The organism is Pontibacter locisalis, from assembly GCF_042684605.1.
Classification (GTDB): domain Bacteria; phylum Bacteroidota; class Bacteroidia; order Cytophagales; family Hymenobacteraceae; genus Pontibacter; species Pontibacter locisalis.
On sequence record NZ_JBHULU010000009.1, the window covers coordinates 84,705 to 110,892 of the forward strand.

At 44.0% G+C, this 26,188-nt stretch carries 27 protein-coding genes; 21 read left to right on the forward strand and 6 right to left on the reverse strand.

Annotation, left to right across the window (positions count from 1 at the left end; genetic code table 11):
* Positions 1-19: 19 nt before the first annotated feature.
* Positions 20-586, reverse strand: a complete 567-nt coding sequence (locus ACFSRY_RS06040; RefSeq protein WP_377504072.1) for an HNH endonuclease — start codon at positions 584-586, stop codon at positions 20-22.
* Positions 587-857: 271 nt separating this feature from the next.
* Here ACFSRY_RS06040 and ACFSRY_RS06045 point away from each other — a divergent pair, with 271 nt between their 5' ends.
* The 3 genes from ACFSRY_RS06045 to ACFSRY_RS06055 all read left to right on the forward strand — a co-directional run bounded on the left by ACFSRY_RS06045 (position 858) and on the right by ACFSRY_RS06055 (position 4,704).
* Positions 858-1,946: an FAD-binding oxidoreductase gene (locus ACFSRY_RS06045; protein ID WP_377504074.1), complete on the forward strand. Its 1,089-nt coding sequence runs from the start codon at positions 858-860 to the stop codon at positions 1,944-1,946.
* A 117-nt stretch (positions 1,947-2,063) separates the two neighbouring features.
* Positions 2,064-3,794, forward strand: a complete 1,731-nt coding sequence (locus ACFSRY_RS06050; RefSeq protein WP_377504075.1) for a M3 family oligoendopeptidase — start codon at positions 2,064-2,066, stop codon at positions 3,792-3,794.
* Between the two features lie 100 nt (positions 3,795-3,894).
* Positions 3,895-4,704: a copper resistance protein NlpE N-terminal domain-containing protein gene (locus ACFSRY_RS06055; protein ID WP_377504077.1), complete on the forward strand. Its 810-nt coding sequence runs from the start codon at positions 3,895-3,897 to the stop codon at positions 4,702-4,704.
* A gap of 76 nt (positions 4,705-4,780) precedes the next feature.
* Here the strand turns inward: ACFSRY_RS06055 and paaD are convergent, their stop codons facing one another.
* The 5 genes from paaD to ACFSRY_RS06080 form a co-directional block, all read right to left on the reverse strand.
* Complete coding sequence (paaD, locus tag ACFSRY_RS06060; protein ID WP_377504079.1) at positions 4,781-5,266, reverse strand: 1,2-phenylacetyl-CoA epoxidase subunit PaaD; 486 nt, start codon at positions 5,264-5,266, stop codon at positions 4,781-4,783.
* A gap of 9 nt (positions 5,267-5,275) precedes the next feature.
* Positions 5,276-6,031, reverse strand: a complete 756-nt coding sequence (paaC, locus tag ACFSRY_RS06065; RefSeq protein WP_377504081.1) for a 1,2-phenylacetyl-CoA epoxidase subunit PaaC — start codon at positions 6,029-6,031, stop codon at positions 5,276-5,278.
* Positions 6,031-6,669, reverse strand: a complete 639-nt coding sequence (locus tag ACFSRY_RS06070) for a phenylacetic acid degradation b (RefSeq protein ID WP_377504082.1) — start codon at positions 6,667-6,669, stop codon at positions 6,031-6,033. Before ACFSRY_RS06070 ends, paaC begins: the two co-directional genes overlap by 1 nt.
* 114 nt (positions 6,670-6,783) lie before the next feature.
* On the reverse strand, positions 6,784-7,770 hold the full coding sequence (gene paaA / locus ACFSRY_RS06075) for a 1,2-phenylacetyl-CoA epoxidase subunit PaaA (protein WP_377504083.1): 987 nt from the start codon (positions 7,768-7,770) through the stop codon (positions 6,784-6,786).
* A gap of 58 nt (positions 7,771-7,828) precedes the next feature.
* On the reverse strand, positions 7,829-8,446 hold the full coding sequence (locus ACFSRY_RS06080; RefSeq protein ID WP_377504085.1) for a TetR/AcrR family transcriptional regulator: 618 nt from the start codon (positions 8,444-8,446) through the stop codon (positions 7,829-7,831).
* Positions 8,447-8,711: 265 nt separating this feature from the next.
* Here ACFSRY_RS06080 and ACFSRY_RS06085 point away from each other — a divergent pair, with 265 nt between their 5' ends.
* The 18 genes from ACFSRY_RS06085 (at position 8,712) to murD (ending at position 26,161) form a co-directional block, all read left to right on the forward strand.
* On the forward strand, positions 8,712-9,485 hold the full coding sequence (locus ACFSRY_RS06085; RefSeq protein ID WP_377504418.1) for an enoyl-CoA hydratase/isomerase family protein: 774 nt from the start codon (positions 8,712-8,714) through the stop codon (positions 9,483-9,485).
* Between the two features lie 70 nt (positions 9,486-9,555).
* Positions 9,556-10,026 carry a sterol desaturase family protein gene (locus ACFSRY_RS06090; RefSeq protein WP_377504087.1) on the forward strand — a complete coding sequence of 157 codons (471 nt, stop codon included), beginning with the start codon at positions 9,556-9,558 and terminating at the stop codon, positions 10,024-10,026.
* Positions 10,007-10,885 carry a MerR family transcriptional regulator gene (locus ACFSRY_RS06095; protein ID WP_377504089.1) on the forward strand — a complete coding sequence of 293 codons (879 nt, stop codon included), beginning with the start codon at positions 10,007-10,009 and terminating at the stop codon, positions 10,883-10,885. Before ACFSRY_RS06090 ends, ACFSRY_RS06095 begins: the two co-directional genes overlap by 20 nt.
* A 223-nt stretch (positions 10,886-11,108) precedes the next feature.
* On the forward strand, positions 11,109-11,624 hold the full coding sequence (locus tag ACFSRY_RS06100) for an RNA polymerase sigma factor (protein WP_377504091.1): 516 nt from the start codon (positions 11,109-11,111) through the stop codon (positions 11,622-11,624).
* A gap of 29 nt (positions 11,625-11,653) precedes the next feature.
* Positions 11,654-13,150, forward strand: a complete 1,497-nt coding sequence (locus tag ACFSRY_RS06105) for a phytoene desaturase family protein (RefSeq protein ID WP_377504093.1) — start codon at positions 11,654-11,656, stop codon at positions 13,148-13,150.
* 23 nt (positions 13,151-13,173) lie between these two features.
* Positions 13,174-14,007 carry a phytoene/squalene synthase family protein gene (locus ACFSRY_RS06110; protein WP_377504095.1) on the forward strand — a complete coding sequence of 278 codons (834 nt, stop codon included), beginning with the start codon at positions 13,174-13,176 and terminating at the stop codon, positions 14,005-14,007.
* On the forward strand, positions 14,007-14,540 hold the full coding sequence (locus tag ACFSRY_RS06115; protein ID WP_377504097.1) for a hypothetical protein: 534 nt from the start codon (positions 14,007-14,009) through the stop codon (positions 14,538-14,540). Before ACFSRY_RS06110 ends, ACFSRY_RS06115 begins: the two co-directional genes overlap by 1 nt.
* Positions 14,541-14,616: 76 nt before the next feature.
* Positions 14,617-15,315, forward strand: a complete 699-nt coding sequence (locus tag ACFSRY_RS06120) for a lycopene cyclase domain-containing protein (protein ID WP_377504099.1) — start codon at positions 14,617-14,619, stop codon at positions 15,313-15,315.
* Between the two features lie 5 nt (positions 15,316-15,320).
* Positions 15,321-16,172 (forward strand): 4-hydroxy-3-methylbut-2-enyl diphosphate reductase, encoded by an 852-nt coding sequence (locus tag ACFSRY_RS06125; RefSeq protein ID WP_377504101.1) that lies wholly within the window; start codon positions 15,321-15,323, stop codon positions 16,170-16,172.
* 81 nt (positions 16,173-16,253) lie between these two features.
* Complete coding sequence (locus ACFSRY_RS06130) at positions 16,254-16,946, forward strand: fatty acid desaturase (protein ID WP_377504103.1); 693 nt, start codon at positions 16,254-16,256, stop codon at positions 16,944-16,946.
* Positions 16,947-17,153: 207 nt separating this feature from the next.
* The gene (locus ACFSRY_RS06135; RefSeq protein WP_377504105.1) at positions 17,154-17,720 is read left to right on the forward strand and encodes a hypothetical protein; all 567 of its coding nucleotides are present in this window, start codon (positions 17,154-17,156) and stop codon (positions 17,718-17,720) included.
* Positions 17,721-18,131: 411 nt separating this feature from the next.
* The gene (gene mraZ / locus ACFSRY_RS06140) at positions 18,132-18,599 is read left to right on the forward strand and encodes a division/cell wall cluster transcriptional repressor MraZ (protein ID WP_377504107.1); all 468 of its coding nucleotides are present in this window, start codon (positions 18,132-18,134) and stop codon (positions 18,597-18,599) included.
* Positions 18,599-19,504 carry a 16S rRNA (cytosine(1402)-N(4))-methyltransferase RsmH gene (gene rsmH / locus ACFSRY_RS06145; protein ID WP_377504110.1) on the forward strand — a complete coding sequence of 302 codons (906 nt, stop codon included), beginning with the start codon at positions 18,599-18,601 and terminating at the stop codon, positions 19,502-19,504. The genes mraZ and rsmH overlap by 1 nt, the downstream gene beginning before the upstream one ends.
* A 50-nt stretch (positions 19,505-19,554) precedes the next feature.
* Positions 19,555-19,983 (forward strand): FtsL-like putative cell division protein, encoded by a 429-nt coding sequence (locus tag ACFSRY_RS06150; RefSeq protein WP_377504112.1) that lies wholly within the window; start codon positions 19,555-19,557, stop codon positions 19,981-19,983.
* Positions 19,973-22,072 carry a penicillin-binding protein gene (locus tag ACFSRY_RS06155; protein WP_377504114.1) on the forward strand — a complete coding sequence of 700 codons (2,100 nt, stop codon included), beginning with the start codon at positions 19,973-19,975 and terminating at the stop codon, positions 22,070-22,072. Before ACFSRY_RS06150 ends, ACFSRY_RS06155 begins: the two co-directional genes overlap by 11 nt.
* The gene (locus tag ACFSRY_RS06160) at positions 22,072-23,535 is read left to right on the forward strand and encodes a UDP-N-acetylmuramoyl-L-alanyl-D-glutamate--2,6-diaminopimelate ligase (protein WP_377504116.1); all 1,464 of its coding nucleotides are present in this window, start codon (positions 22,072-22,074) and stop codon (positions 23,533-23,535) included. The genes ACFSRY_RS06155 and ACFSRY_RS06160 overlap by 1 nt, the downstream gene beginning before the upstream one ends.
* 43 nt (positions 23,536-23,578) lie before the next feature.
* Positions 23,579-24,799 (forward strand): phospho-N-acetylmuramoyl-pentapeptide-transferase, encoded by a 1,221-nt coding sequence (gene mraY / locus ACFSRY_RS06165; RefSeq protein ID WP_377504118.1) that lies wholly within the window; start codon positions 23,579-23,581, stop codon positions 24,797-24,799.
* Between the two features lie 18 nt (positions 24,800-24,817).
* Positions 24,818-26,161 (forward strand): UDP-N-acetylmuramoyl-L-alanine--D-glutamate ligase, encoded by a 1,344-nt coding sequence (murD, locus tag ACFSRY_RS06170; protein WP_377504120.1) that lies wholly within the window; start codon positions 24,818-24,820, stop codon positions 26,159-26,161.
* Positions 26,162-26,188 lie beyond the last annotated feature (27 nt).

Genomic DNA, 26,188 nt, shown 5'->3' on the forward strand with positions numbered 1-26,188 from the left:
GAAGAAGCCGGGATGTAGCTTATGCAGGCACTGTTGCCTCTTCTTCTACATATTTAGAGAGTGTTTTAAGACTCTTTGTTTTCCCGAAAAGTTCTTCAGATTTTTTGCTGTAAGCCAGGGCTGCTTCCTGTAACGTTTCGAAAGTGCCCAGGTTGATACGCTGCTTGTTATGGTGGATGATAGCACGGTACTTTTGTGCCTCTTTGTGAACACCACGCACGCCCAGTTTATTCTCTGTTTTGGCGGTATTTCTAACAATTTTACATAGCGGAGCCCATTCAAGGTTCTCGCGTCGACAATCAAGTTTATTGCCATTTATAAAATGGACATATAGCTTTATGTCACTTTCCGGTTTTTCAAGCAACTGTTCTCCAATCATCTTGTGCAGATAAATGGTTTCGTTGCGGTACTTGCCGTTTTTCAAGGGCCAGTTCTTCTGAAAGAAGGCATAGCCATTGGAATGAATACGCAGGTGCTTCAGAAATTCTATCTGTTGCAGGTAAGCGTTGTTCTGGATGTATTCGTAGGTTCTGTCGTCTACGACTACGGTTTTTTCACAGTTTTTGAGTGTCAGTTTGTAGAGCATTATTGTATTTCACTAGTTGTTATTACAAAGAACGGAGGCATGACCATAAAACAATCGCACCTGTGTTGTACTGCTAGTAAGTACGATGCAAAGTTGCGTAAAATTTTAATATTAAACACAAGTTATATTGATTTATTTACATTAAATACAGGAAAATTTTAGTAAATAGCTAATTTTTCTGAGAGACCTTCTGAGAACAGTCCAGATTATTGTAACTTTCAGATCTTAAAAATGTTTAAAGCAAAATCTTTTCGATTAAAGCATCATATAAATGAGTAATCAATATCTTAACCTGAAGGTTGTTGAAATTACCCGGGAAACCTCAGACGCTATCTCCCTTCATTTTGAGCATCCTGAAAAGCAGGCTGTTTCTTACAAGCCGGGGCAGTTTTTAACACTGATTCTTACCATTGACGGGAAAGAAGTTCGCCGTTCTTATTCCCTGAGCAGTACGCCTCATGAAGCGCCAAGACTGGCTGTGACGATCAAAAGGGTTTCAGGTGGATTAATGTCCAACTATCTGCTGGACAATTTGAAAGTAGGAGACGAGATAAAAGTAATGCAGCCTATAGGTAATTTCTGCCTAACCTGTGCACCAGATAATCAACGTCATGTGTTACTATTCGGAGCTGGAAGTGGTATTACACCTCTCATGTCTATCCTCAAGACTGTTTTAAAAGAAGAGCCTAACAGCAATGTAACCCTGCTATATGGTAATAGCGATGAAGATTCGGTGATTTTCAGAGAGCAACTTCAGAAGCTGGAGGAGGAATACGCGGAGCGTTTAAATATCAAGTATATCTATAGCCAGCCAAAATATGACTGTGAGCACCGTGGCCGCATGAACCAGAGCATGATCATTAAGATACTGGAGCGCCTGCAGCTAGCTAAAATTGATAATGGCGTGTACTATATGTGCGGGCCGGAGGGTATGATGGATGAGGTAAGGCATGCACTGGATGTGCTGCATGTGCCTGCTGATCGTATTTTCAGGGAGAGTTTTGTTAGTAATAAACTCATAGAGCAGCAACAGCAGCAAGGTCTCCATGGAGATGTGTCTTCGTCGGAAGATGATGGGGAAATAGTGACGCAAACAGTAACCATTATTTATGAAGGAGCAGAGTATCATGTAGAAGTTGAGCCAGACCAGACTATTCTGGAAGCAGCTCTGGAGCAGGATGTCGATTTACCTTATTCCTGCCAAGCGGGGCTTTGCACCGCTTGTCGTGGAAAGTGCCTGAGCGGAAAAGTGCACCTGGATGAGCGCGAAGGTTTATCTGATGCCGAGCTAGATGAGGGGTATGTTTTGAATTGTGTAGGTCACCCGTTAACAAGTAATGTTGTAATAGAGATCGGTTAACCGCTTTTTTACGTATACATGGGCAGAGCCATACCTTTTTTAGGTGTGGCTCTGTTCTTTTTTTTGCACTTTCGAAGGAAGTGCTTATATTACATTTTTATCATATGTATTGTGATTATGACCATAGCCTCATCTAACTTAACCATACCTAAACGAAAGCCGCGCACCTATCTTGATGAAGATTTTAAGGTAAATAATTGGGAAACCATACAACCGTATTTTGAGGAGCTAAAGTCCCGGGATATCAACAGTGTGGTAGACCTTGAAAACTGGATGTCGGATAGGAGTGAACTAGAGAGCGTTTTATCAGAAGACTTAGGTTGGCGCTACATTCGGATGACCTGCGACACGCAGAATGAAGAAACCACAAAGGCTTTCCAGTATTTCGTGTCAGAGATAGAGCCAAAGATTGCCCCCCTTGATCATGAGCTAAACCTGAAGCTGATGCATTCGCCTTATGAGCCTGCTCTTGAGCGTGAAAAATATAGAATTTACCTGCGGGGCGTAGAACGGGCATTAGAAATATTCAGAGAAAAGAACATTCCCCTCAGCACTGAAATAATTACAAAGCAGCAGCAGTATGCGGCCATCACAGGCGCCATGACAGTGACACTGGATGGAGAGGAAGTGACGCTGCAAAGAGCCGCTGACCGCCTGAAACGTACTGACAGAGCTGTGCGTGAGGAGGCTTGGCGAACAGTGCAGGAAAGACGCTATGAAGACCGCGAAAAGCTGGACAACTTATTTGATGAACTGCTCAAACTGCGTCACGAAGTGGCGAAGAATGCAGATTTTGATAATTTCCGCGATTACATGTTTGCGGCCATGGGGCGCTTTGACTATACACCGCAGGATTGCTTTGATTTTCACGCTTCCATAGAAGAACTGATCGTTCCTTTGCTTACTAAAATTGATGAAGAGCGAAAGCAGAAGTTAGGTGTAGCGGAGCTTCGTCCCTGGGATTTAGATGTGGATCCAACAGGTAAAAAGCCACTGGAGCCCTTCCAGACAGGACAGGAACTATTGGAGAAGACTGTAGAGGTGTTTTATAAGCTAGACTCCTTTCTGGGTGACTGCCTTGCAACTATGCGTGAGATGGGGCACCTGGACTTGGAATCAAGAAAAGGAAAAGCACCCGGTGGTTACAACTATCCGTTGGATGAAATCGGGGTGCCTTTTATTTTCATGAATGCAACCTCCAGCCTGCGGGATGTGATTACGATGCTACATGAGGGAGGGCATGCCGTGCATTCTTTCCTTACCCGTGACCTTAAGCTGAATGCTGCTAAACACCCACCATCAGAGGTTGCTGAACTGGCATCTATGTCAATGGAGTTAATCTCTATGGATTATTGGGACATCTTCTTTCAGGACGAAGATGAGCTGAAACGTGCAAAGCGTACGCACCTGGAAAGTGTATTAGAGACTTTCCCCTGGGTAGCAACAGTGGATAAGTTTCAGCATTGGATTTACGAACATCCTGAGCAATCGCAGCAAGAGCGACATGCTGAGTGGGTAAAGATTTTTGAGACATTCAATCATAAGATCGTTAGCTGGGAGGCCATAGAAAAGTATAAGCCATACATGTGGCAGAAGCAACTTCACATTTACGAGGTTCCGTTTTATTACGTGGAGTATGCTATGGCCCAACTTGGGGCTATAGCAGTCTGGAAAAACTATAAAGAGAGTCCAGCTGAAGGCCTGGCAGCTTATAAGAAAGCCCTTAGCCTTGGCTACACCGTATCTATTGGTGAGGTATATGAGGCTGCAGGCATTAAGTTTGATTTCAGTACAGAGTACATTAAAAGCCTGGTGGACTTTGTGAAGGAGGAGATGTCAAAGATCTGACCTTATCTACATCAAACAAAAAGCCCCGCCGATATGGTGGGGCTTTTTGCTATGTAGCTTAAAAATAAACAGCCTTTGCTTTACAGCCGTACTTATTTATATGAAAGAAAAATTCAAACACCTGGGGGCTGCTCTGTTACTGTTTTTCCTGGCTTCTTCATGTACTACTAATCCTCTTCCGGGAGCAGAGGTAGATGAAAGATCAGTTGATGTAGTGGCAGACATGCAATTAGCTCCGAATGATGTAGTTGGTTCCTATCATGGGTTTATACCATGTGCTGGCTGTACAGCATCAGGTATTACTTATGACTTAGTGCTACTGGAGGATTTTTCTTTTGAGGAATCTTTGGTAGAGGGGCAGGAAGGTGTGCCGGTTACCCGTACCGGTACCTGGAGTATTGAAGATGGTATGGTTGTGTTAGGAGGAGAGGAGGCTAAGCGCACTCGTTTTTCCTTGCCTGCTGCCGGTGAGCTTCGGATGATAGACATGGCTGGTGAGCCTGTCAACAAGGAGCTTGAAGCACAATATAGTTTAAAGAGAAACACAATTTTTGAAGAAGAAGACACCCGGCTTTGGGATAACAAGCACAAGATAGGAGTAGATTTCGTTGCTACCGGGCATGAGCCAGGATGGGTACTGGAAATTGATAAGGAAAAGGAAATGTCCTTTAGAACAAGACCTTCAGAAAGTGTAGTTTTAAAAGCAATCGTTCCAGCTCCTACCTCAGAAGGTAATAAAACCAGTTATAAGGCAATGACTGACTCAGGAGAGCTTATTGTAGAACTCGTGGAGCAGAAATGTACAGATCGTATGTCCGGTAAGGAGAGGCCTTATACGGTTCGTATTAGTGCCAAAGGAGAGGTTTATACAGGTTGTGGAATGTTTTTGGGAAACAACCAAAGCAAATAGTTGTTATGTAGCTTTAGAAGACTGGTATAGCAGAAGCGCCTGTAAGAATTCTTACAGGCGCTTCTGCTATCTTTATTTATAATGGCTTGAACTGCTCAAACATCTGTTTGCAATCGTTACAGTAATGCATAGATCGGCAAAGTGTAGGGCCGAAAGGCGTGCGCATGGTCGTATTGTCGCTATCGCAGTACGGACACTTTGCATACTCTATAATGTCGAGGTCCAGGATCATATCATACTTTGGCGGCGGTGCCAAGCCAAACTCCTTCAGGTGCTGGCGTCCTTTCTCAGATATCTTGTTGCTATCCCAAGGATTGTCAAAGGTCATATTAACGGTGTGCTTGCTGATGCCGTATTTATCCAACGTGCGCTCCACGTCCTTTTTCATGTAGTCCATGGCAGGGCAACCGGCAAAGGTAGGGGTCATGTTCACCGTCACGTGGTCATCTTCCGATATTTCCACACCCGTGATCACTCCCAGGTCCACCAGCGACAACACCGGTATCTCAGGGTCTTTTACCTCCTCCAGCAGGGTTAATATGTTTTCTTTGGTTAGCTTCATTAGGTTATTCTACCATTCGGCAGTTGGGTCGATTTTAAACACTTCAGCCATTTCGTCCAGTAACGGCTGAAGGTGCTCTGTATGATTGCCGTAGCGTCCGCCGAGCTTAGGTTCTAAAGTGTTCAGATCAGGCAGTTTTAACTCTGTCTTTTCCAGTACCGCCTGAATGCGCTTCAGCCATTCAGCTTTCACGGCTTCTTCACCGGCATATATACCGGCATCTATCAGTTCCTGCTCATACTTTGATTGCTCAAACATACCCAACGCATAAGGTAACGCCTCGTTTAAGGACGATTGCAAACGAAGTACAGCTTCCTCAGTTGAGGTGCCTAAGTTTTTGATCCAGGTGTTAGCGTGCAGCACATGGTACTTCACTTCGCCTTTCAGTTTCATGGCTACCTTGGCAGTCGGCTCATAGCTCGACTGTGACAGCATCTCGAACCGGATGATCTCAGCATTATCGTACAGGAAGTGACGGATCAGGCTGAAGTCATACTCGCCGTTTGGCAACTCAACAAGCTGGTTATTATGAAACTGATTGGCATTGCGTGTAAAGGCAACGGTATCTGGCTCTGCTTCACCAAGCTCGTGCAGCAAGGTATAAAATGCAAGGCTATGGCCAATCTTGTCCTGCGCCATCGAAGAAAAAGCAATGTCTTCCTCCAGAATAGGGCCGAATCCGGTCCATTCGGAGTTGCGGTGGCCAAGTATCAACTGGTCGTCTGCCAGTTGATATAGCAGGTCTTTTATCGCTAGCTCGTTCATTATTGGGCGGGTGTGTTTTTACGTTCTTCTTTGTACTTCGTGATCTTGTCCATTACCTTGTAAGCAATGGCTTCGCGGTATTTCTTCTCCGGAACGGTGGTCCACATATCCTTGTCATCCTCCGCCGACTGCAGCACGTCCTTCGACTTCACTACCCACACGTTCACGATCGGTCCTTTCTCGCCAAAAGCCTGCTTTGCCTCCTGCAAGGCATCCAAGTAAGATGTTGCCATCACGCGGCCAGCATGGGTATGGGCTTTCCCGCGCTTCTTCAGGTGAAAAATTTCATACGACTCTGGCTGTTCACCACGCTCGGCAGACGCTTCAATGCGAAGAGTGTCATACACGTTCTCTCCATCATTGCCATAGGGCGTTACCTGGATATTCTCTGTGCGAACAATCCAAAGGCCAACGCAAGGAAACCGGCGGCTGTACTGCTCTTTCGCAAACAGAAATGCTACATCTTCATTAGGGGCATGCACCGGACCTACATAGGTGTGGGCAGCACCTTCCTTCTTTTGGTGGAAAGCTTCATATGTTTCAAACTGATCCATTGCAGGTTTTTCCTCCATTGGCGGTACTTCACCTTCCGGCAGGTTCAGTCGGGTTACTCTCGGGTCTAAGGACTTCAGGCTCATCTTCTATAATTATGAATTATAAATTAGAAATTAGAAATTAGAAATGGCGTTCAGAACTATAGTTAATACTCCAGATCAATTTCTAATTCATAATTTTGAATTTCTAATTTACCGTTAGGCTAACGGTTTTACATACTTGGCTTTCGGGTTAAGCAGGGCTCTGCGTACCCACGCACCACGCTCCTCAGCAGTGCGGCGTACGGCAAGGCGTTCAGCGTTGCAAGGGCCATCACCATTAATCACGCGCTTAAACTCGTCCCAATCCGGCTCAGTAAACTCCCATTGCCCTGTTTCTTGATTTTTCTTCAGGTTCGGATCCGGCACAGTTAAACCAAGTTCCCAAATCTTCGGCACATACATGTCCAGGAACTGCTGACGGCACTCATCATTAGAAGCCATCTTTACTTTCCAGCGCATCAGTGTCTCGGTGTGCGTGCTCATTTTATCGGATGGTCCGAAGAAAGTCATGATCGGAGGCCACCAGCGATTTAGGGCAGCCTGAATCATTTCGCGCTGCTTCGGTGAGCCTGTTGCCATATGCACCACGGCATCGTGGCCATACTTCAGGTGGAAAGCCTCCTCGGCACAGATACGCTCCAAGGCACGTGAGTAAGGGCCGTAGCTACCTTTCGCGTTCGCCATTTGGTTCACAATCGCGCCTGCGTCAATTAGCCAGGAAATAATATTAGAATCTGCCCAGGTAAAGGCAGGGTAGTTGAATACGTTGGAATATTTCGACTTGCCGTTAATCAGGTCCGTCAGCATTTGCTCGCGCGACTTACCCAATGTTTCAGCTGCGCTATACAATAACTGCGCGTGGCCTACCTCGTCCTGTACCTTGGCCATCTGCGCCATTTTGCGGCGAAAGCCAGGGGCACGGGTAATCCAGGTGCCTTCCGGCAATGCACCGATGATCTCAGAGTGGGCGTGCTGCTCAATCATTCGAATCAATTGTTTGCGGTATAACTCCGGCATCCAGTCAGTTGGCTCAATTTTCTCGCCTCTGGCAATGCGTGCTTCAAATTCGGCCAGTTTTGCAGGATCTTCTGTCTGCAGGTCGTCGAATTTAGTAGCCTCGAAAACGTTTCCTCCTCCGTACATAATATTTATAGTTTAAAGGTTCAGTAAAAGTGCCGGACCGCGTTACCAGTCCGGCAGGTTAGTTAGATTGTGTTAAGGTGTCAGGTATAGTTAATTCCTGTGAACTGGTCAGGCCGTTCAGCAGCATTGCTGAAAGGTTTTCAGCTATTTCTTCAGGTGTCATCTTGCCTTCAGGCTTATACCAGGTGTGTATCCAGTTCAAGCCTGATAATATCGTAAGAACTGCAAATTTTTCATCGGCCAGGAAGAACTCCCCCTTTTCAATTCCGGAGCGGATAATCTCCCTAAAGCGAGCCTCATACTTATCACGCAAGGCGAGGTAAGTGCTTAAGTGAGGTTCGCTTAGATGGCGCCATTCATGCAGGAAAACTGCAGAGGCAGCCGTGTTTTTTGTAAGTACTTGCACATGTGCAGCAATGGCAGCTTTTAAGCAATCTGTTGCTGTTGATTCAGAGCCTTCTGCCGTATCCAGGGCTTCAAAAAACTCATCTGCCATTCTGAAGCACACACGTTGCAGAATCTCTTCTTTAGATTTAATATGAGAGTAGATACTGGCTGCCTCAATGCCTAAAGCGTTCGCCAGGTCGCGCATCGATGTTGCCGAAAAGCCTTTTTTCTTGAAGAGGCTGGTAGCCGTTATTTCGATTTGTTCTTTTCTACTCAATGTTGCTTCCATGTTTAATTAACAAATATAAACAACCTAACGTTCGTTAGCAAGTATTTTTCTAAGAACGAAAGATTAAAACAAAGGTTAATGTTTGCTGTAGTACCAGAGAAGAGAGGTGACAGCTTAAGGGGCGATGGTTGCAGAGTATTTAACTTTTTGTAAAGCAATGCATGGGGACTTCCGTATATTTGAATCAGTGTGCCGTAACTATAACTGAACTATATTAATCTGAAATAACATGACTGCAACACTTAACTCTGCGGATAAACAAACGATGGAATTTGTAAACTATCATGTAAATGAGCGTGTGGGATACATTACATTAGCAAGAGCCGAAAAGCGCAATGCACTTAATTATGATGTGGTAACGGAGTTAAAAAGGGCTTTTGCCTTTGCCGAGGAAGATGATACCTGTAAAGTGATTGTGCTGCGGGCGGAAGGGAAGGTTTTTTGTGCTGGAGCTGACCTGGAGTATATTCAGCGCCTGCAGGAAAACGACTATCATGAAAACCTGCTGGACTCTACGCACCTGATGGAATTGTTCCGGTTGATTTATACCTTAAAAAAAGTAGTGATCGCTCAGATTCATGGACATGCCATAGCAGGTGGGTGTGGTCTGGCAGCCATCTGTGATTTTGGTTTTACAGTGCCGGAAGCAAAATTTGGTTACACCGAGGTGAAAATTGGTTTTATACCTGCCATTGTGAAAGTTTTCCTGCTGCGTAAGATCGGGGAGGCAAGAGCAAAGCAACTGCTTTTGACAGGGGATTTGATTTCTGCGGAAGAGGCTGAGAGATTTGGGTTGGTGAACTATCTTGTTCCTGCAGAGGAACTGGAGGAGCGGGTCTTTACTTTTGCGCAAAAACTGTGTGCAGAGAACTCAAAGCAATCCATGGAAGTGACAAAGGAAATGATTGCACGGGTGCAGGAGATGAGCCTGGAGGAAGGGCTTCAGTATGCAGCCGAAATGAATGCTGTGGCGCGAGGCAGTGAAGATTGCCAGCGTGGTATAGCTTCCTTTTTAAACAAAGAGCCTATCAACTGGTAAATTCTGTTTAATCTTAAAAACTATTTGTTAAACTTGCTGTTGATACGTTATGCTGCTGGGTATCGGAATCATGCTAATTACTTTTGTGGCGATGGAAGCCGTGGCCTGGTTCATGCACAAGTATGTTCTTCATGGTTTTCTGTGGTTTTTGCATAAGTCGCACCACTCGCACCACAAACATGCTTTTGAACTAAACGACTTGTTTTTTGCCTACTATGGCACTTTGGCGATGCTGTTCTTTATTTTTGGCAGCGACCCCATTGACTACAGGTTCTGGATAGGTGCCGGTATTACTTTATATGGTGTTGCTTATTTTGTGATTCATGATGTATTTATACATCGCCGCTTAAAGATTTTCGGTAAATCGTCTAACGTTTACCTGAAAGCTTTAAACATGGCTCATAAGGTGCACCATAAAACGCAAGGGAAGTATGGCTCTGAATCATTCGGTATGTTATGGGTAGCGCCGCAGTACTATATTACAGCAAACAAGATTTTAAAGAAACAAGAGAAGAGGAAGCGTGGCACAGTATACGATTAAAGAACTCGAACACCTGTCTGGTATAAAGGCGCACACCCTACGGGTTTGGGAGCAACGGTACAACATACTTTGTCCAAAAAGAACTGAAACAAATATCCGCTATTATGATGATGCGGATCTGAAAGCCATACTTAACATTTCGTTGTTAAACGAGCGAGGCTATAAGATATCAAAGATAGCCAAAATGGCTCCTGAGCAAATTCTGCAAAAAGTACAGCAACTCTGCGAAGAACCGTGCCGGGGCTCACACCATACTAATACTCTGGTGCAGGCTATGGTAGACATGGATGAAGACCTGTTTGATAAAACCTTATCTACGGCCACGCTGCAGATTGGCTTTAAGGATACTATGAGTGAAGTGGTTTATCCTTTTCTTAACAAGATCGGGGTGTTGTGGCAAACAGGTAATATTACTCCGGCGCACGAACACTTTGTTAGTAACCTGATACGTCAGAAGCTAATTGTTGCAATTGATGGGCAGGTAGTGCGCAAACAAGAGGGAGCGCCTACTTTTATTCTGTATTTACCCGAAGGAGAGCTTCATGAACTGGCCCTGCTTTATATGAATTATATTTTAAGGGCTCACAACAAGCACGTTATTTATCTTGGGCAAAATCTTCCATTCAAAGATCTTGAGCTGACCTATGGGCAGTTTAAGTCCAGCTATATATGCACAGTTCTAACATCTGCTCCTGAGCGAGATCAACTGCAGAAGTACTTAAATAAGCTCTCAGACACATTCTCTGAGGCTACTATTGTGGTATATGGTTATTTAGTGCAGAGTAACACTTCTGTTAAATTGCCTCATAATATTGTGCACCTCGAAAAGGTAGGAGACCTGTTGCTCTCTGTAAAATAAATTTGATCCGCAATCCAGCCCCCCTGTTGTTATCGTTTGTTTGGTAACGGCAGGGGGCTTTTTGTTTATAGCTATTCGCAACTAAAATATGTACATACGCACGTGCTGAGCTGTTGTTTGTCTAAAACTGTTTAAAATAATTAAAAATAAATTAGACAGAATAGGTCTTTTTTAAATTATAAGCGTATATTTGTTTATAGTTACCACTTAAAAGATAAACAAAATGACTGCTCTGGAATTCAATAACCTGGTTCAAAACGTAGCTCAGTCCTTGAGGCCAGTGGCTATGAACCTGACACGCGATGTAGACGATGCCAAAGACCTTGTGCAGGAAACTATGTTGAAAGCTCTCACCAACCGGGAGAAGTTTAAGTCAGGTACTAACTTGAAGGCATGGCTTTATACAATTATGCGCAATACCTTCATTAACAACTATAACAAGATTACAAAGCGTAGCAGTAACATCGATAGTTCAGAGTATCTCCAGTACCTGAACACGGATGAAAACTATGTCACGCAAAACAAAGGCACAGCAACTTTCGTCATGAACGATATAAATAAAGCTATTGCCGGTTTGAGCGAGGAACATCGTACCCCTTTCATGATGTACTATGTCGGGTATAAATACTTAGAGATCGCTGAAAAGCTTAAAATCCCTATTGGAACAGTAAAAAACAGGATACACATTGCTCGTAAAGAGCTTAAAAGTGTGTTGAAAGTATACAGGCAAGACGCTTAACATAAAATCCAGGAACTGCACTTGTCTGTATGGCGCAAACTAAAGTAATTGTTATAGGTTCAGGCTTCTCGGGGCTGTCGGCAGCCACCACCCTTGCCGATAAAGGGTTTGATGTGACTGTGCTGGAGAAGAACAGTACTCCCGGCGGGCGTGCAAGGAGCTTTGCTACGCAAGGCTTCACGTTTGATATGGGCCCTAGTTGGTATTGGATGCCAGATGTTTTTGAATCATACTTTAATAGGTTTGGCAAAAGTACAGCTGACTATTACGATTTAAAGCGTCTTGATCCTTCTTACACTGTTGTGTTTGGGGAGAATGATTTCATGGATGTTCCGGCCTCCCTGGATGAGATGCGAATTCTTTTTGAACAACTTGAAAAAGGAAGTGCTCATCAGTTAGATAAATTTTTAGAACAGGCTGCATATAAATACGAAGTCGGAATGAAGCAGCTGGTTTACAAGCCAGGACGCTCCATTACAGAGTTCATGAGTTTAAGCTTGTTGCGTGATGTGATGAGAATGGACATTTTTCAGTCGTTTCATCAGCATGTTCGCCGGTTCTTCTCAAATGAGAAGTTAATAAAGCTCATGGAGTTTCCTATTCTCTTCCTTGGCGCACTTCCCCAAAATACCCCCGCTCTTTATAGCTTAATGAATTACGCAGACATCAAGCTTGGGACTTGGTATCCAATGGGGGGGATGTATAAAATAGTGGAGGGTATGGTAAAGCTGGCTGAAGAAAAGGGGGTTAAGCTTCTTTATGAGCAGGATGTACAGCGCATTGAAGTGAAAAACGGAGTGGCTACCCAGCTGCTTTCTTCAACAAATGTTTTTGAAGCCGATGTAATAGTAGCTAGTGCGGATTACCATCACGTAGAGAAAGAGTTGCTTTCTAAATCCTGCCAAAGCTATTCGGATTCATATTGGGAAAGCCGGGTAATGGCACCCTCCTCATTGTTGTTCTACCTGGGGGTGAACAAGCGGCTTCAGAACTTGAAGCACCACAACCTGTTCTTTGATGAAGATTTCAGACCTCATGCCCATGAAATTTATACAGAGCCGAACTGGCCATCCAAACCACTTTTCTATGTATCGGCTCCATCTGTAACAGATCCTTCTGTTGCACCTGAAGGGTGTGAAAACCTGTTTGTGCTCATACCAGTAGCGCCGGGCTTACAGGATTCAGAAGCAGTGCGTGAGAAATATTTTAATACTGTGATGGATAGATTAGAACGACTAACTGGTCAGGATATACGTAGTTCTATTATATATAAGCGCAGCTATGCGCATGCTGATTTTATAAGCGATTACAATGCTTTTAAGGGAAACGCCTATGGAATGGCAAACACCCTGATGCAGACAGCTTTGCTGAAGCCAAGCCTTAAGAGCAAAAAGGTGAAGAACCTTTATTACACGGGACAGTTGACAGTTCCCGGGCCAGGCGTACCTCCATCCCTTATTTCGGGGCAGGTGGTAGCAAAGGAGGTAGAGAAGGAGTTTGTAGCGCCGGTTGCAGTTAAAGTTTAAAGTACCCTAAACCAAAATCATGCATGGAGCTTTTTAAGGACACCTGTTTGCAATGTAGCAAAGTAATTACCGAAGCTTATAGTACTTCATTTACACTAGGCATCAAAACCCTGGATAAAAAGCTTCACTCTCCCATCTATGCCATCTATGGCTTTGTTCGGTGCGCCGACGAAATTGTAGATACCTTTCACGATTTTGATAAAAGAAAGCTTCTGCAGGACTTTAAACTGCAGACATTCGAGGCAATAGAGTCCGGAATAAGCCTGAATCCGGTGCTTCATGCTTTTCAATGTGTGGTCAATAAGTATGACATTGACAAGGAATATATCGAAGCGTTTCTAAAGAGTATGGAGATGGATCTGGATGATCATCAGTATGATCATGCTCTTTATGAAGAATATATCTATGGGTCTGCAGAAGTGGTTGGTTTAATGTGCCTGAAAGTCTTCTGTGATGGAGATAAGGAGCAGTTTGATCGGCTGAAGAAACCTGCTTGCAGTCTTGGTGCCGCCTTTCAGAAGGTAAATTTTCTGCGCGACATGAAAAGCGATTATAAAGACCGGGGCAGGGTGTATTTCCCGAAGGTGGAGTACCAAAAGTTTAACAATGTCAGCAAAGCTGAGATAGAGGCTGATATCATGAAAGACTTCAAGAATGCTTATGTTGGCATTATGGCACTTCCACGCTCTGCTCGTATGGGAGTTTATCTGGCATATGTCTATTATCTGAAGCTTTTCCGGAAGATACAGGGGCTGCCAGCAACCCACATCCTTAAAGAACGCGTAAGAGTACCTGATAATACGAAGCTAGCCCTTTTGCTAAGCTCATACCTCAAGTACCGACTTAACGTTATCTGATGATTAAATTTGTTACCCTATTACTCCTGTCATTTTCTCTTAGTGCTGTTTTAGCAGACAATGCAAGAAGCTATAAACTACCAGACCTGAGGAAGGAATACCTGGAGGCAAGTAAAGATGAGAACGCCGGGGTGCGGTTTCATGCTAAAATGAGTGCCTATCGGGAAGATGATCCGGTTGTATTGGCTTACAAGGCTGCATCTGAAGCTGTTATGGCTAAATATGTCTGGAATCCATATTCTAAACTAAAGCACCTGAAAACTGCAGCCAGTATTTTTGAGGATGCTGTGGGAATGGATGAACAGCACCCGGAGATTCGTTTTCTTCGCTTTACAGTAGAGTACTATGTGCCCCGCTATCTGAATTTAAGCGAACATCTGGAGGAGGACAAAGAAGTTATAATAACTGGTTTAAAACAGCACCCCAGATCAGGTTTGTCCACAGTGATGGCGCGGACTATGCGTGATTTTTTACTGTCTGAGGAACATTGTTCTCCTGCAGAAAGAAGAGAGTTGTTGGAAATCAGGATTTAATCGCTCTAACATACAATAGGTATAAGTAAGCTTTTAACTTTCTACGCATTTATCCCTTCTTTGCTCATAAAAAAAGATGTATATCTACCTGTACCTGAATATTTTTACCATTCTGTTCCCATTGCTTCTTTCTTTTGATAAGAAGGTAGCATTCTATAAAAGTTGGTCCGCTTTGTGGCCGGCCATACTTGTCAATGCAGCTTTGTTTATTGCCTGGGATGCTTTGTTTACAGAGGCAGGAGTCTGGGGTTTTAATAAGGAATATTTAACCGGAATATACATTTTAAACCTTCCGCTTGAGGAAATCCTTTTTTTTATCACAGTACCCTATGCCTGTGTCTTTATTTATGACGTATTAAATGCCTATATCAGGAAAGATATTTTGCATCCTTATGCAAAAGTAATTGCAGTTGCACTTATACTTATCTTGCCCTTGATTGCTGTTTTTAATATAACCAGGCTATATACTTCTATAACTTTCATTGCTCTGGCTGTTGTTCATCTGGTGCATCTGCGGTACTTCGATACCCGGTATCTTGGTCGCTTTTACTTAGCTTACCTTGTGCATCTTGTTCCTTTTCTTTTAGTGAACGGAGTCTTGACTTATTTGCCTATTGTCTGGTACAATGACAATTTTAACCTGGGTTTACGTATAGTATCTATACCCGTGGAAGACACGATGTATTCTATGCTGATGCTGCTGATTACTATATCCGTATATGAAGGGCTGCGGCAACGTAAAGCAGTTAAACAATATAAGGCCTTGGTTGTATAATGAGTATGAAAAGCCTAAGTGTAACTATTGATCCTAATTCCGGCTTCTGCTTCGGGGTAGTGTATGCCATTCAGATGGCAGAGGACCTGCTGGATGAGCAAGGGTATTTGTACTGCTTGGGTGATATAGTGCATAATGATGTTGAGGTAGAGCGGCTGCAGAAGCGGGGCCTTCGCATTATTGACCATCAGCAGCTACGGGAGCTTCGAAACGAAGCTGTGCTCATACGGGCACACGGAGAACCTCCTGAAACCTATCAGACTGCTCTTAATAACAACCTTACACTAGTAGATGCCTCCTGCCCTGTAGTTTTGAAGCTGCAAAACAGAATAAAGACTTCTTACGATAAAGAGGATAAGATCTTTATCTATGGCAAGCATGGACATGCGGAGGTTTTAGGTCTTTTAGGGCAGACAAATAATGAGGCGGTAGTTTTCGAGAATATGGAAGAACTGCTAAAGCATAAATTGCCTCAGCATATAACGCTCTATAGCCAGACTACGAAAAGCACTGATAATTTTTATCGGATAAAAGGAGCTCTCGAGGAACGTGGTTTTGAAGTTAATGCGAATGATACCATCTGCCGGCAAGTGTCTAACCGGGATAAGGAATTACGCCTCTTCGCTGCAAAGTACAATAAGATTGTCTTCGTTTCTGGCACAAAATCCTCCAACGGAAAGGTGTTGTACCAGGTATGTAAAGACACTAATCCTGATACGCATTTTGTTTCAAAAGTGGAGGAACTGCATCCGGAGTGGTTTAATCCAGGAGATTCTGTGGGTATTTGTGGAGCCACTTCAACGCCCATGTGGCTGATGGAGGAGGTGAGAGAAGCTTTGCTAAACGAAAATTTATGAATCAGGAGTAGCGAATTGTAGTTTAAAGTATAAAGTGAGCGTAGTTTGTGCAGTAATCCTGATCTATAAGAAGTAGAGTTAATGGCCATAGCAACACATTTCGATAACCGCGGTATAGCTATAGCAGCTGTAATAATTTTTAGCTGGCTTGGTCTTCTCGCTTTCCTGCTGACTTCTTACGCTGTAGATTTTAGCTCCCCTCTTACCTGGGTATTCGTGTTATTGCAAACGCATTTATATACCGGTTTATTTATAACAGCGCATGACGCCATGCATGGCGTAGTTGCTCCGGGCAGACCAAAGCTAAACAAGGTGATAGGTGCTGTTGCTGCTTTTCTTTTTGCTTATAACTGGTATCCAAGGTTGTTGCCAAAGCATCACCAACATCATCGGCATGTTGCCACAGAGCAGGATCCTGATTACCATCATGGCTCCTTTTGGCCATGGTACTTAAGCTTTCTCAGAAACTACATCACCTGGTGGCAAATTTTACTAATGGCCATCACGTATAACGTGCTGCAACTTCTTTTTCCGCTGGAAAACGTGATTCTATTTTGGATGGTGCCAGCTATACTGGCCACTTTCCAGTTATTCTATTTTGGTACTTATTTACCGCACAAAGGTGAACATGAGCCGGATAATCTACATAGATCCTCTACGCAGGATAAAAATCACCTTTGGGCCTTTATTTCCTGCTATTTCTTTGGTTATCACTATGAACACCATGATAAGCCGTACCTGCCTTGGTGGCAGCTTTATAAGGCAAAAGGTTAGTCAACGTTAGTCTTTCCGGTCAGGCATGATAGGTTCTTATGTCGTCTCTTTGAGAGTGCTTTCTGATGCCATGGAGCAAATATAACTTTTGAAGTAAATGGTGTAACAATTTTAGGTGCTTAGAGTATAGGGATGAGATAGAATCTGCACTGCTTTCTGATTTACAAATATGTCCTTTGTGCACTTTAACACCCTTATGAGCTTACTATGAAATTACCTTTCCACATCCTCCTGCTTTCCTTGTTTTTGTTTCTTGCTACCATTTCTACAGCTTCGGCACAAAGGGATCCGACATCGTTGAAGGCTGGGGTCAGCTTTGTATGGCTGTCAGACTACGATAGTCAGGGTCTGATGTTTAGTAACAAATTGAGCCACTACTTTACAAAAAATATAACAGTAGGGATGAACGTTGGGTTGCTTTCAGCTTTCCGGTACGACGATCTTAAAGAAATTTACTCTGTGCAGAATACCTTTCTGATGGCTACGTTAGAAGGAAGCATTGATATGATTAACAACGAATCTGTGATATTCAGAGTCGGCGGCGGACCTGGGGTTAGATACAGAGCTGAGATAAATTCTGATGCGGAAGATACTGGCACAGTAGATGGTTCTGTCATCCATATCAAAAGTAATGATTTTGGATTTAACGGCTACCTGGAGAATGACTTTAATATTTTACGAAATGGTGTGGCTGGCGGAAGGATAGATTACTTTTACTATACCAGCGGAACACCAGTGTTGGCGTTGGGTTTTCATATCGGTTTCAAGTTCTGATATTAAATGCGTTAAAAGCAAAAAGGGGAGCCTGTTTCAGGCTCCCCTTTTTGCTTTATGTCCACTCGTTATGGATAAACCTTCCACTTTGCTCCACATCTTCCACTTTATCCCACTTTGCCTGTGGGAATCTATATAAAATACTATATATACTATATCATTGAAGATAAAGTGTTGTATTTCAAGCATTTAATTGTTTGGTGGGTCGTATTTTAGAGAAAAATAGAGAGCATTGCAAAAAAACTTATACCCAATATATAGCGTTAGTGGTGTGGATAATGTGGATAAGTGGGGTGGATAACCATAATTTATCCACAAAGTGGTAAAAAGTGGTAGATAGTGGTTGTGAGAAATCACTGAATCGCTACATTTGTAAAGTCCGAATACCATACGGACCAAACTGCTATTGTTATGAACTTCCTCTCTGGCGAGTATGAATGCAAGATTGACCCAAAGGGAAGATTGGTTTTACCTGCAAAGATAAAATCAAACTTGCCGGAGGCTTCTGGCAATCATGTGGTGCTGATGCGGGGGTTTGAGCCTTGTTTGGTTTTGTACCCTAAAGCAGAGTGGAAGGTGATTTATGATAAGGTAGCAGGCTTAAATGAGTTTAATGAGGAGTACCGTCACTTTCAGCGTAACTTCTTTCGTGGCAACACGGAGATAGAATTAGACGGAGCAGGCCGGTTCATTGTGCCAAAAACGATGGCGCGTTTTGCCTCGCTAGAGAAAGAGGCAATTGTAGTGGGGTTGGGTAACCGTGTTGAAATCTGGAATCCGGATCAGTATGAAGAGTTCCTGATAAAGGATCAGCAGAATTTCTCACAACTAGCTCAAAAGTTTTTGGGTGATAAACCGGCAGAAGAGCCATTGATTTAATGGAATACCATCGTCCAGTCTTGTTTGAGGAATCGGTTGATGCATTGGATATCAAACCGGATGGCATTTATGTTGATGTGACCTTTGGGGGTGGCGGACATTCTGCTTCCATCGTGAGTAAGCTTACAACCGGTAAGCTTTACAGTTTTGACCAGGACAAGGACGCAGAGGAGCAGTCGAAGAAAATTGATAGTCCTAACTTTCAATTTGTTCGGGCAAACTTCAGAGATCTGAAGAAGTATCTGCGCCTCTACCGCGTTAAAGAAGTGGATGGTATATTGGCAGATCTGGGAGTTTCATCCCATCAGTTCGATGTGCCGGAGAGGGGTTTCTCTACCCGCTTTGAGGGGCCGCTTGATATGCGGATGAATGCCGAGACCGGGATGACTGCCGAAGAGGTGCTGGAGACTTATTCGGAAGAGCAACTGCACAGGATTTTCGGGATCTATGGAGAGGTGAAAAATGCCAAGACTTTAGCCCGGACAATAGTGGAAAAACGGGCGAGGGGTGCTTTTCAATCCATTGGTGATTTTAAGAAGGCTATCAGCTCCTGCACACCAAAAGGGAAAGAGAATAAATACCTGGCGCAGGTATTTCAGGCGCTTCGCATAGAAGTGAATGATGAGATGAAGGCGCTCGAAGAGATGCTGGAGCAAGCGGCGGAGGTTCTGAAGCCAGGGGGTAGGTTAGTGGTGATTTCATACCATTCTCTTGAGGACAGACTGGTGAAGAATTTCATAGCAAAAGGTAAATTCTTCGGAGAAGTAGAAAAGGACCTTTACGGTAATGAAATAAAGCCTCTTGAGGCAGTAACCAGAAAACCGATTGTACCATCAGAGCAGGAACTACTTGAAAACAGCCGCTCCAGAAGTGCTAAACTCAGGATAGCAGAGAAAAGGAAATAAGATGATTGAATGCTGGGCTAGAAAATAGCCTGTAAATAACAGTAAATACTATGGCTTCTAACGTTATGACTAAGCAAGCAGGCACATCGGGGGTAAACTCGGTGCGCATGAAGCCAGAGCAGAAGTCTGAGAAGCCTAAGAAAAAAGGCTTCAGCCTGTTTAAAATATTAGATAAGTATACCAACGTTGATGCGTTGTTCGAAGAAGGGGTGCCGCTAAAGTACTTGCCTTATATATTGTACCTTACCCTTATTACCCTCTTCTATATCGGTAATACCCACTTCGCCGAGAAGACCATTCGTAGGATTGATAAAATCAAAATAGAAACGGAAGATCTTCGTGCAGACTATACCACGCTAAAGTCTGACTATATGGAGGCTAGTAAGCAATCCGAGGTAGCTCGTAACGTAGAGCCTCTCGGCCTTGTTGAGAGTTCATCACCACCCTACCAGGTTATAGTGCCGGCTGATGAATATTAAGAAGTCCATAGTGGTCCGGGTGCGGGTAGCCTTTTTGGCTGTCTGCCTTTTTGCATGTGCTATTGTGTACAAAGTAGTGCACATACAGTTCATGGAAGGGGCGCGTTGGAAAAAGATATCCAAGGAACGCCGAATCCGGTATCAGCCTGTCTATGCCACAAGAGGGAATATCTATTCCGATAACGGAAGTATTCTGGCTACCTCTCTGCCTTTTTACCGTGTAGCATTTGACCCAACTGTTTCGGATGCTGCTTTGTTTAACGCTGGCGTAGATTCCCTGGCAATGCTTTTGTCACGCTTCTATGGTGATAAATCAGAGGATTACTATAGGAGAAAGATAAAAAATGCCCGTCACGCAGGCAGAAGGTATATCCGGCTTAACAGTGAGCAGATTAATTACCAGGATAAGAAGATGATGCTGAAATGGCCCATCTTCAGAGCTGGTAAGAACAAAGGCGGGGTGATTTTTGAGAAGGTAGAGAAGCGGTTTAAACCTTTTGGCCTGCTGGCTGAGCGTACAATTGGCTTCATTAATGAAGACAAGAACGGTGCGGGACTTGAGTACAGCTTTAACAATGATTTGGCAGGTACAGACGGTGAGGCACTGTTTGAACGTATTGCCGGCGGTAATAAGCCTATCTATGATGGTACTGAAGTAAAGCCGCAACATGGCTATGATATTCAGACAACACTTGATATCAATTTGCAGGACGTAGCTGAGAATGCCTTGTATAAAGCTTTGGAAAGAACAAACGCTGAATATGGCTGCGTCATTATGATGGAAGTGAAGACAGGCGAGATAAAAGCTATGGCTAACTTGGGTAAGACTAAGGGTGGTTACATAGAAGATTATAACTATGCGGTTGGTAGCCAGGGGCGCACAGAGCCGGGGTCCACTTTTAAACTGGCTTCTATGATGGCCTTGTTTGAGCACGCTCCACAGGTAAGCCTGACAGATACCATAGATACAGGGGATGGCAGGTATCGTATAAAGAATACTACCATGACTGATGCAAAACATGGTGGTTATGGCAAGTTAGCTGTGCATGAGATTTTTGAGAAGTCATCTAACATTGGCGTTGCCAAACTAATGGAGCAGTACTTCAATGGTAATCAAAGGGCCTATGTGGAGTACCTGAACAAGTTCGGACTTAACTCAACTCTTGGGTTTCAGATGGAAGGGGAGGCCCGGCCGTATATGAAGCATCCGCAGGATAAGAACTGGTACGGCACAACTCTTACTTCCATGGCTATTGGGTATGAAACCAAGCTCTCGCCGCTTCAGACGCTGGCTTTCTACAATGCCGTAGCCAACAACGGAGTTAAAATCCAACCTATAATTGTAAAGGAGATACGAAAGTCAGACAAGGTGATACAATCCTTTAAGACAAGAGTATTGAATGAAAAAATTTGCTCCGACGAAACCCTGGAGAAATTAAAAACAATGCTGGAAGGTGTTGTAGCACAGGGTACAGCTAAGAACATATACAACACAGACTACAAAGTAGCAGGCAAAACCGGAACAGCCCGTAAGGTGAAGAACGGCCGCTATGTAATGGAGTATTCAACTTCCTTTGCAGGCTATTTCCCGGCTGATAACCCGAAGTATAGCTGCATTGTGATAATTGACAGTCCGAAAGGGGTAAACGTGTATGGGGGAGATGTGGCTGCGCCGGTGTTTAAGGAGTTGGCTGATAAAGCCTATGCCAGAGACCTGGCAATGCATAAGTCGTTACGTGCACGCGTGGCGCCAAACAAAGATAGCATGCCAGGCGTAGCGGCAGGAAACCAGGATGATCTGGCTTATATCTGCAATAAGATTGGCATCAGTAACCACCCGAATGGGTCAGACGAAGAGTGGGTAAAAGTCGAACCACAGCGTCGCTCACTAAACTTTAAACCAAATCCGGTTTTAATCAATAAAGTGCCTGATGTGAAGGGTATGACATTGCGCGATGCATTATTCATACTTGGTAATCAGAATCTGAAAGTAAGAGTGGAAGGGGTTGGAAAGCGGGTGCAGAGACAATCGCTGTTACCAGGCACTGATATTACAAAAAACGCTAGAATAACAATTGAATTAAGCTAATGCAGTTGCTGCAAAACATATTAGAAGGAGTAGAAGTGCTTGACATCAAAGGTGACGTAAAGGTGCCCATTGATACCATCACGTTTGATTCTCGTCAAGTAAAAGAAGGAACAGCCTTTGTGGCTGTGCGTGGAGTACAGGCTGACGGACATGAATACATACCAAAGGCTGAAGAGGCACGCGCATCGGCTATCGTATGTGAAGCTCTGCCAGATGTGTTGCAGCAGGATATAGCATATGTGCTGGTTGGTGACTCTGGAGAGGCCTTAGGTAAAATGGCGTCTGCTTTTTACGGACATCCTTCCAAAAAGCTGAACCTTGTTGGGGTAACCGGTACGAATGGTAAAACCACTTCAGTTACGCTTTTGCACAAGCTTTTCCGTGAGTTGGGTTATCATGTAGGTATGATATCAACGGTGCAGAACCAGATAAACGAAAACGTAATTCCTTCTACCCACACTACGCCTGATGCGGTAAAGCTAAATGAGTTGCTGGCACAGATGGTAAAGGCCGGCTGTTCATACTGCTTTATGGAGGTCAGTTCACATGCTATGGTGCAGAAGCGCGTAGCTGGGGTGCAGTTCAAAGGGGGGGTGTTCACAAATATATCGCACGATCACCTGGACTACCACAAGACTTTTGATGAGTATATAAAAGCTAAGAAGCTGTTTTTCGACGGTTTACCGAAGGGGGCTTTTGCACTTGTAAATGCTGATGATAAGCGTGGCCCCGTAATGGTGCAAAATACAAAAGCCGATATTCATTACTACGCCTTACGAAAGGCTGTAGAATTCAAAGGGCGTATCATAGACAATACCATTCAGGGACTTCACATGGAAGTGGATGGCCATGAAATATGGTGTAAGTTGATAGGCGCATTCAATGCCTACAACTTGCTGGGCGCTTACGGTGTTGCGGTACTTTTAGAGGAAGATCCGGTGGAAACGCTGACAGTCCTTTCCAGCTTAAGTTCAGCCGCGGGCCGTTTTGATTACATTGTTTCTGATTCACAAATCACGGGCATTGTTGACTATGCTCATACGCCAGATGCGCTGGAAAATGTGCTGACAACAATTCAGCAGATCAGAAATCCAACACAAAAGGTAATTACGCTGGTGGGATGCGGCGGGAACAGGGATGCCGCTAAGCGTCCGTTGATGGCGGATATTGCTTGCCGGTACAGTGATAAGGTAATTCTTACCTCTGATAACCCTCGTTTTGAAGAACCACAGGCAATTCTGGAGGATATGCAGAAAGGGGTAAAGCCGCTTGATTTTAAGAAGACCTTATCTGTGCTGGATAGAAAAGAAGCAATAAAGACTGCCTGTATGCTAGCAGAGCCAAACGATATTATTCTTATAGCCGGTAAAGGACATGAGACTTACCAGGAAATTAAAGGCGTTAAATATGACTTTGATGATAAACAGGTATTGCGGGAGATGTTTAAGCAGTTAGGAAAATAGTTAATAGTATAAAATAAGCCGAAGAAAACAGAATAGTAAGTAAATGCTCTATCACCTCTTTACATACCTGGATCGTGAGTTCGATTTTATCGGGGCTGGTGTATTTCAATACATCTCCTTCAGGGCAGGTATGGCTACTCTTTTATCGCTGCTGATTGCGATGATTTTTGGCGGCAAGCTTATTAAAATGCTGCAGCGTAAGCAGGTTGGCGAGAGCATACGCGACTTAGGGCTGGAGGGACAGCTTGAAAAGAAAGGAACGCCTACTATGGGTGGCCTGATCATTATTCTGGCGATCCTGGTGCCTACACTGTTGTTTGCACGTCTTGATAATATTTACATCATCCTGATGCTGGTTTCTACCATCTGGTTAGGGTTGATTGGCTTTCTGGATGATTATATCAAAGTTTTCAAGAAGAATAAAGAAGGGTTGGCCGGCCGTTTCAAGGTGATGGGGCAGATAGGTCTGGGTTTGATTGTTGGCCTCACCCTTTACTTTAATGATGATGTAGTGGTGCGCCAGTACATTTTCGCTGATGGAACCACCTCTGCGGTTAATGCTTCCAGCAGGTGGACGGATGTACATAGTATGATCACAACCATTCCGTTCCGAAAGAACAATGAACTGGATTACTGTAACCTGTTTTCTTTTGCAGGACCATTATTCCAGGATTGGTCCTGTTACTTGTATATTCCATTTGTGATCCTGGTAATTACAGCGGTTTCGAATGGGGCAAACATTACAGACGGAATAGATGGACTGGCGGCAGGAACTTCTGCTATTATAGGTATGACACTGGCATTCTTTGCCTACCTGTCCGGTAACACCATTTTCGCGGATTACCTGGATATCATGTTTATACCGAACTCAGGAGAGCTGGCTATATTTTGTCTAGCCTTCGTAGGGGCATGCGTGGGCTTCCTGTGGTATAACACATACCCGGCGCAGGTGTTTATGGGCGATACAGGCAGTTTAGCAATAGGAGGTATCATTGCAGTGCTTGCGCTCATCGTGCGTAAGGAACTGTTGATACCAATTCTCTGCGGGATATTTTTGGTAGAAAACCTGTCGGTAATGCTGCAGGTGAGCTATTTTAAGTATACAAAAAAGAAGTATGGCGAAGGGCGACGGATCTTTAAGATGTCGCCGCTGCACCACCATTACCAGAAACTGGGCTACCATGAGTCTAAAATTGTAGGGCGTTTCTGGATTGTGGGTATCATGCTGGCCATTTTAACATTGGCAACACTGAAACTTCGCTAATAACCAATTGGGCAAAAAATGAAAATAGCAATACTAGGAGCAGGGGAAAGTGGAGTCGGAGCAGCTTTGCTGGCGCAAGCAAAGGGGCTGGAGGTATTTGTTTCTGATATGGGGCAGATAAAAGAGCAGTATAAAGCCAAGCTGGCTACTGCTGCTATTCCTTTTGAAGAGGGGAAGCATACCTTTGAACGTATTCTGGATGCAGATCAGATTGTTAAAAGTCCAGGTATCCCTGATAAAGCCCCTATCATTCAGGAGGCTATTAAAAAAGGTGTTGCAGTTATCTCGGAAATAGAATTTGCCGGCAGGTACACAGATGCGAAATTTATTGGCATAACTGGTACAAATGGTAAAACTACTACGACCCTTCTAACCTACCACCTGCTGAAAAGTGCTGGTTTAAATGTGGGGCTGGCAGGAAACATTGGGGAGAGTCTTGCCGAAAAAGTAATTGAAAACAAGTACGAGTACTACGTGCTGGAGCTGAGTAGTTTTCAGTTAGATAACATGTATCAGTTTAAGGCGCATGTTGCTGTACTGCTTAACATCACCCCAGATCACTTGGATAGGTATGAGTACAGCATGGACAAATATGCCGCCTCTAAGCTGCGGGTAGCGCAGAATATGACTGGAGCTGACTTCTTTGTGTTCAATGCAGATGATGAAAACATCGCGAAGGCATTTAAATCAGAGGCTTTTGCTGGAACTGCGGTTCCGTTTAGCCTGAAAGGTGCGGAAGGAGTCAGAGTGTACTTTGAAGATAAGCATATCAAAGTGACGGAGAAGTTTTATGAAGGCACTGTTGATACATCAAAGTCTGGACTGATCGGAAAACACAACCAGTACAATACCATGGCAGCTGTTGCGGTGGCTAAACTTCTCGGGGTTGAAGACAAGCAAATTGAGCAGGCACTGGAAACCTTTGAAAATGCTGAGCACCGTTTGCAGCAGGTGGGGGTAGCGAAAGAGGTAACGTATATCAATGACTCTAAAGCTACCAATGTAGAGGCAGTTTGGTATGCATTGGACGGTATTAAGCAGCCCATCATCTGGATTGCCGGAGGTGTGGATAAGGGAAATGACTATAGCACTTTAGTAGATCTGGCACGGGAAAAGGTAAAAGTGCTGATCTGCCTGGGTAAAGATAATGAGAAACTGAAGCAGGCATTTGGACGAGTTATACCAATCATTGCCGAAACCACTTCCATGGATTATGCTGTGCGGCTAAGCCGTTCACTGGCAACTCCTGGAGATGTCGTGTTACTATCGCCGGCATGCGCCAGCTTTGATCTGTTTAACAATTATGAGCACCGTGGACAGCGTTTTAAGGAGGCTGTAGAGAAAATAGTTTTGAAGAAATAAATTTAAGCATAACCGGTTTAGCCAAAG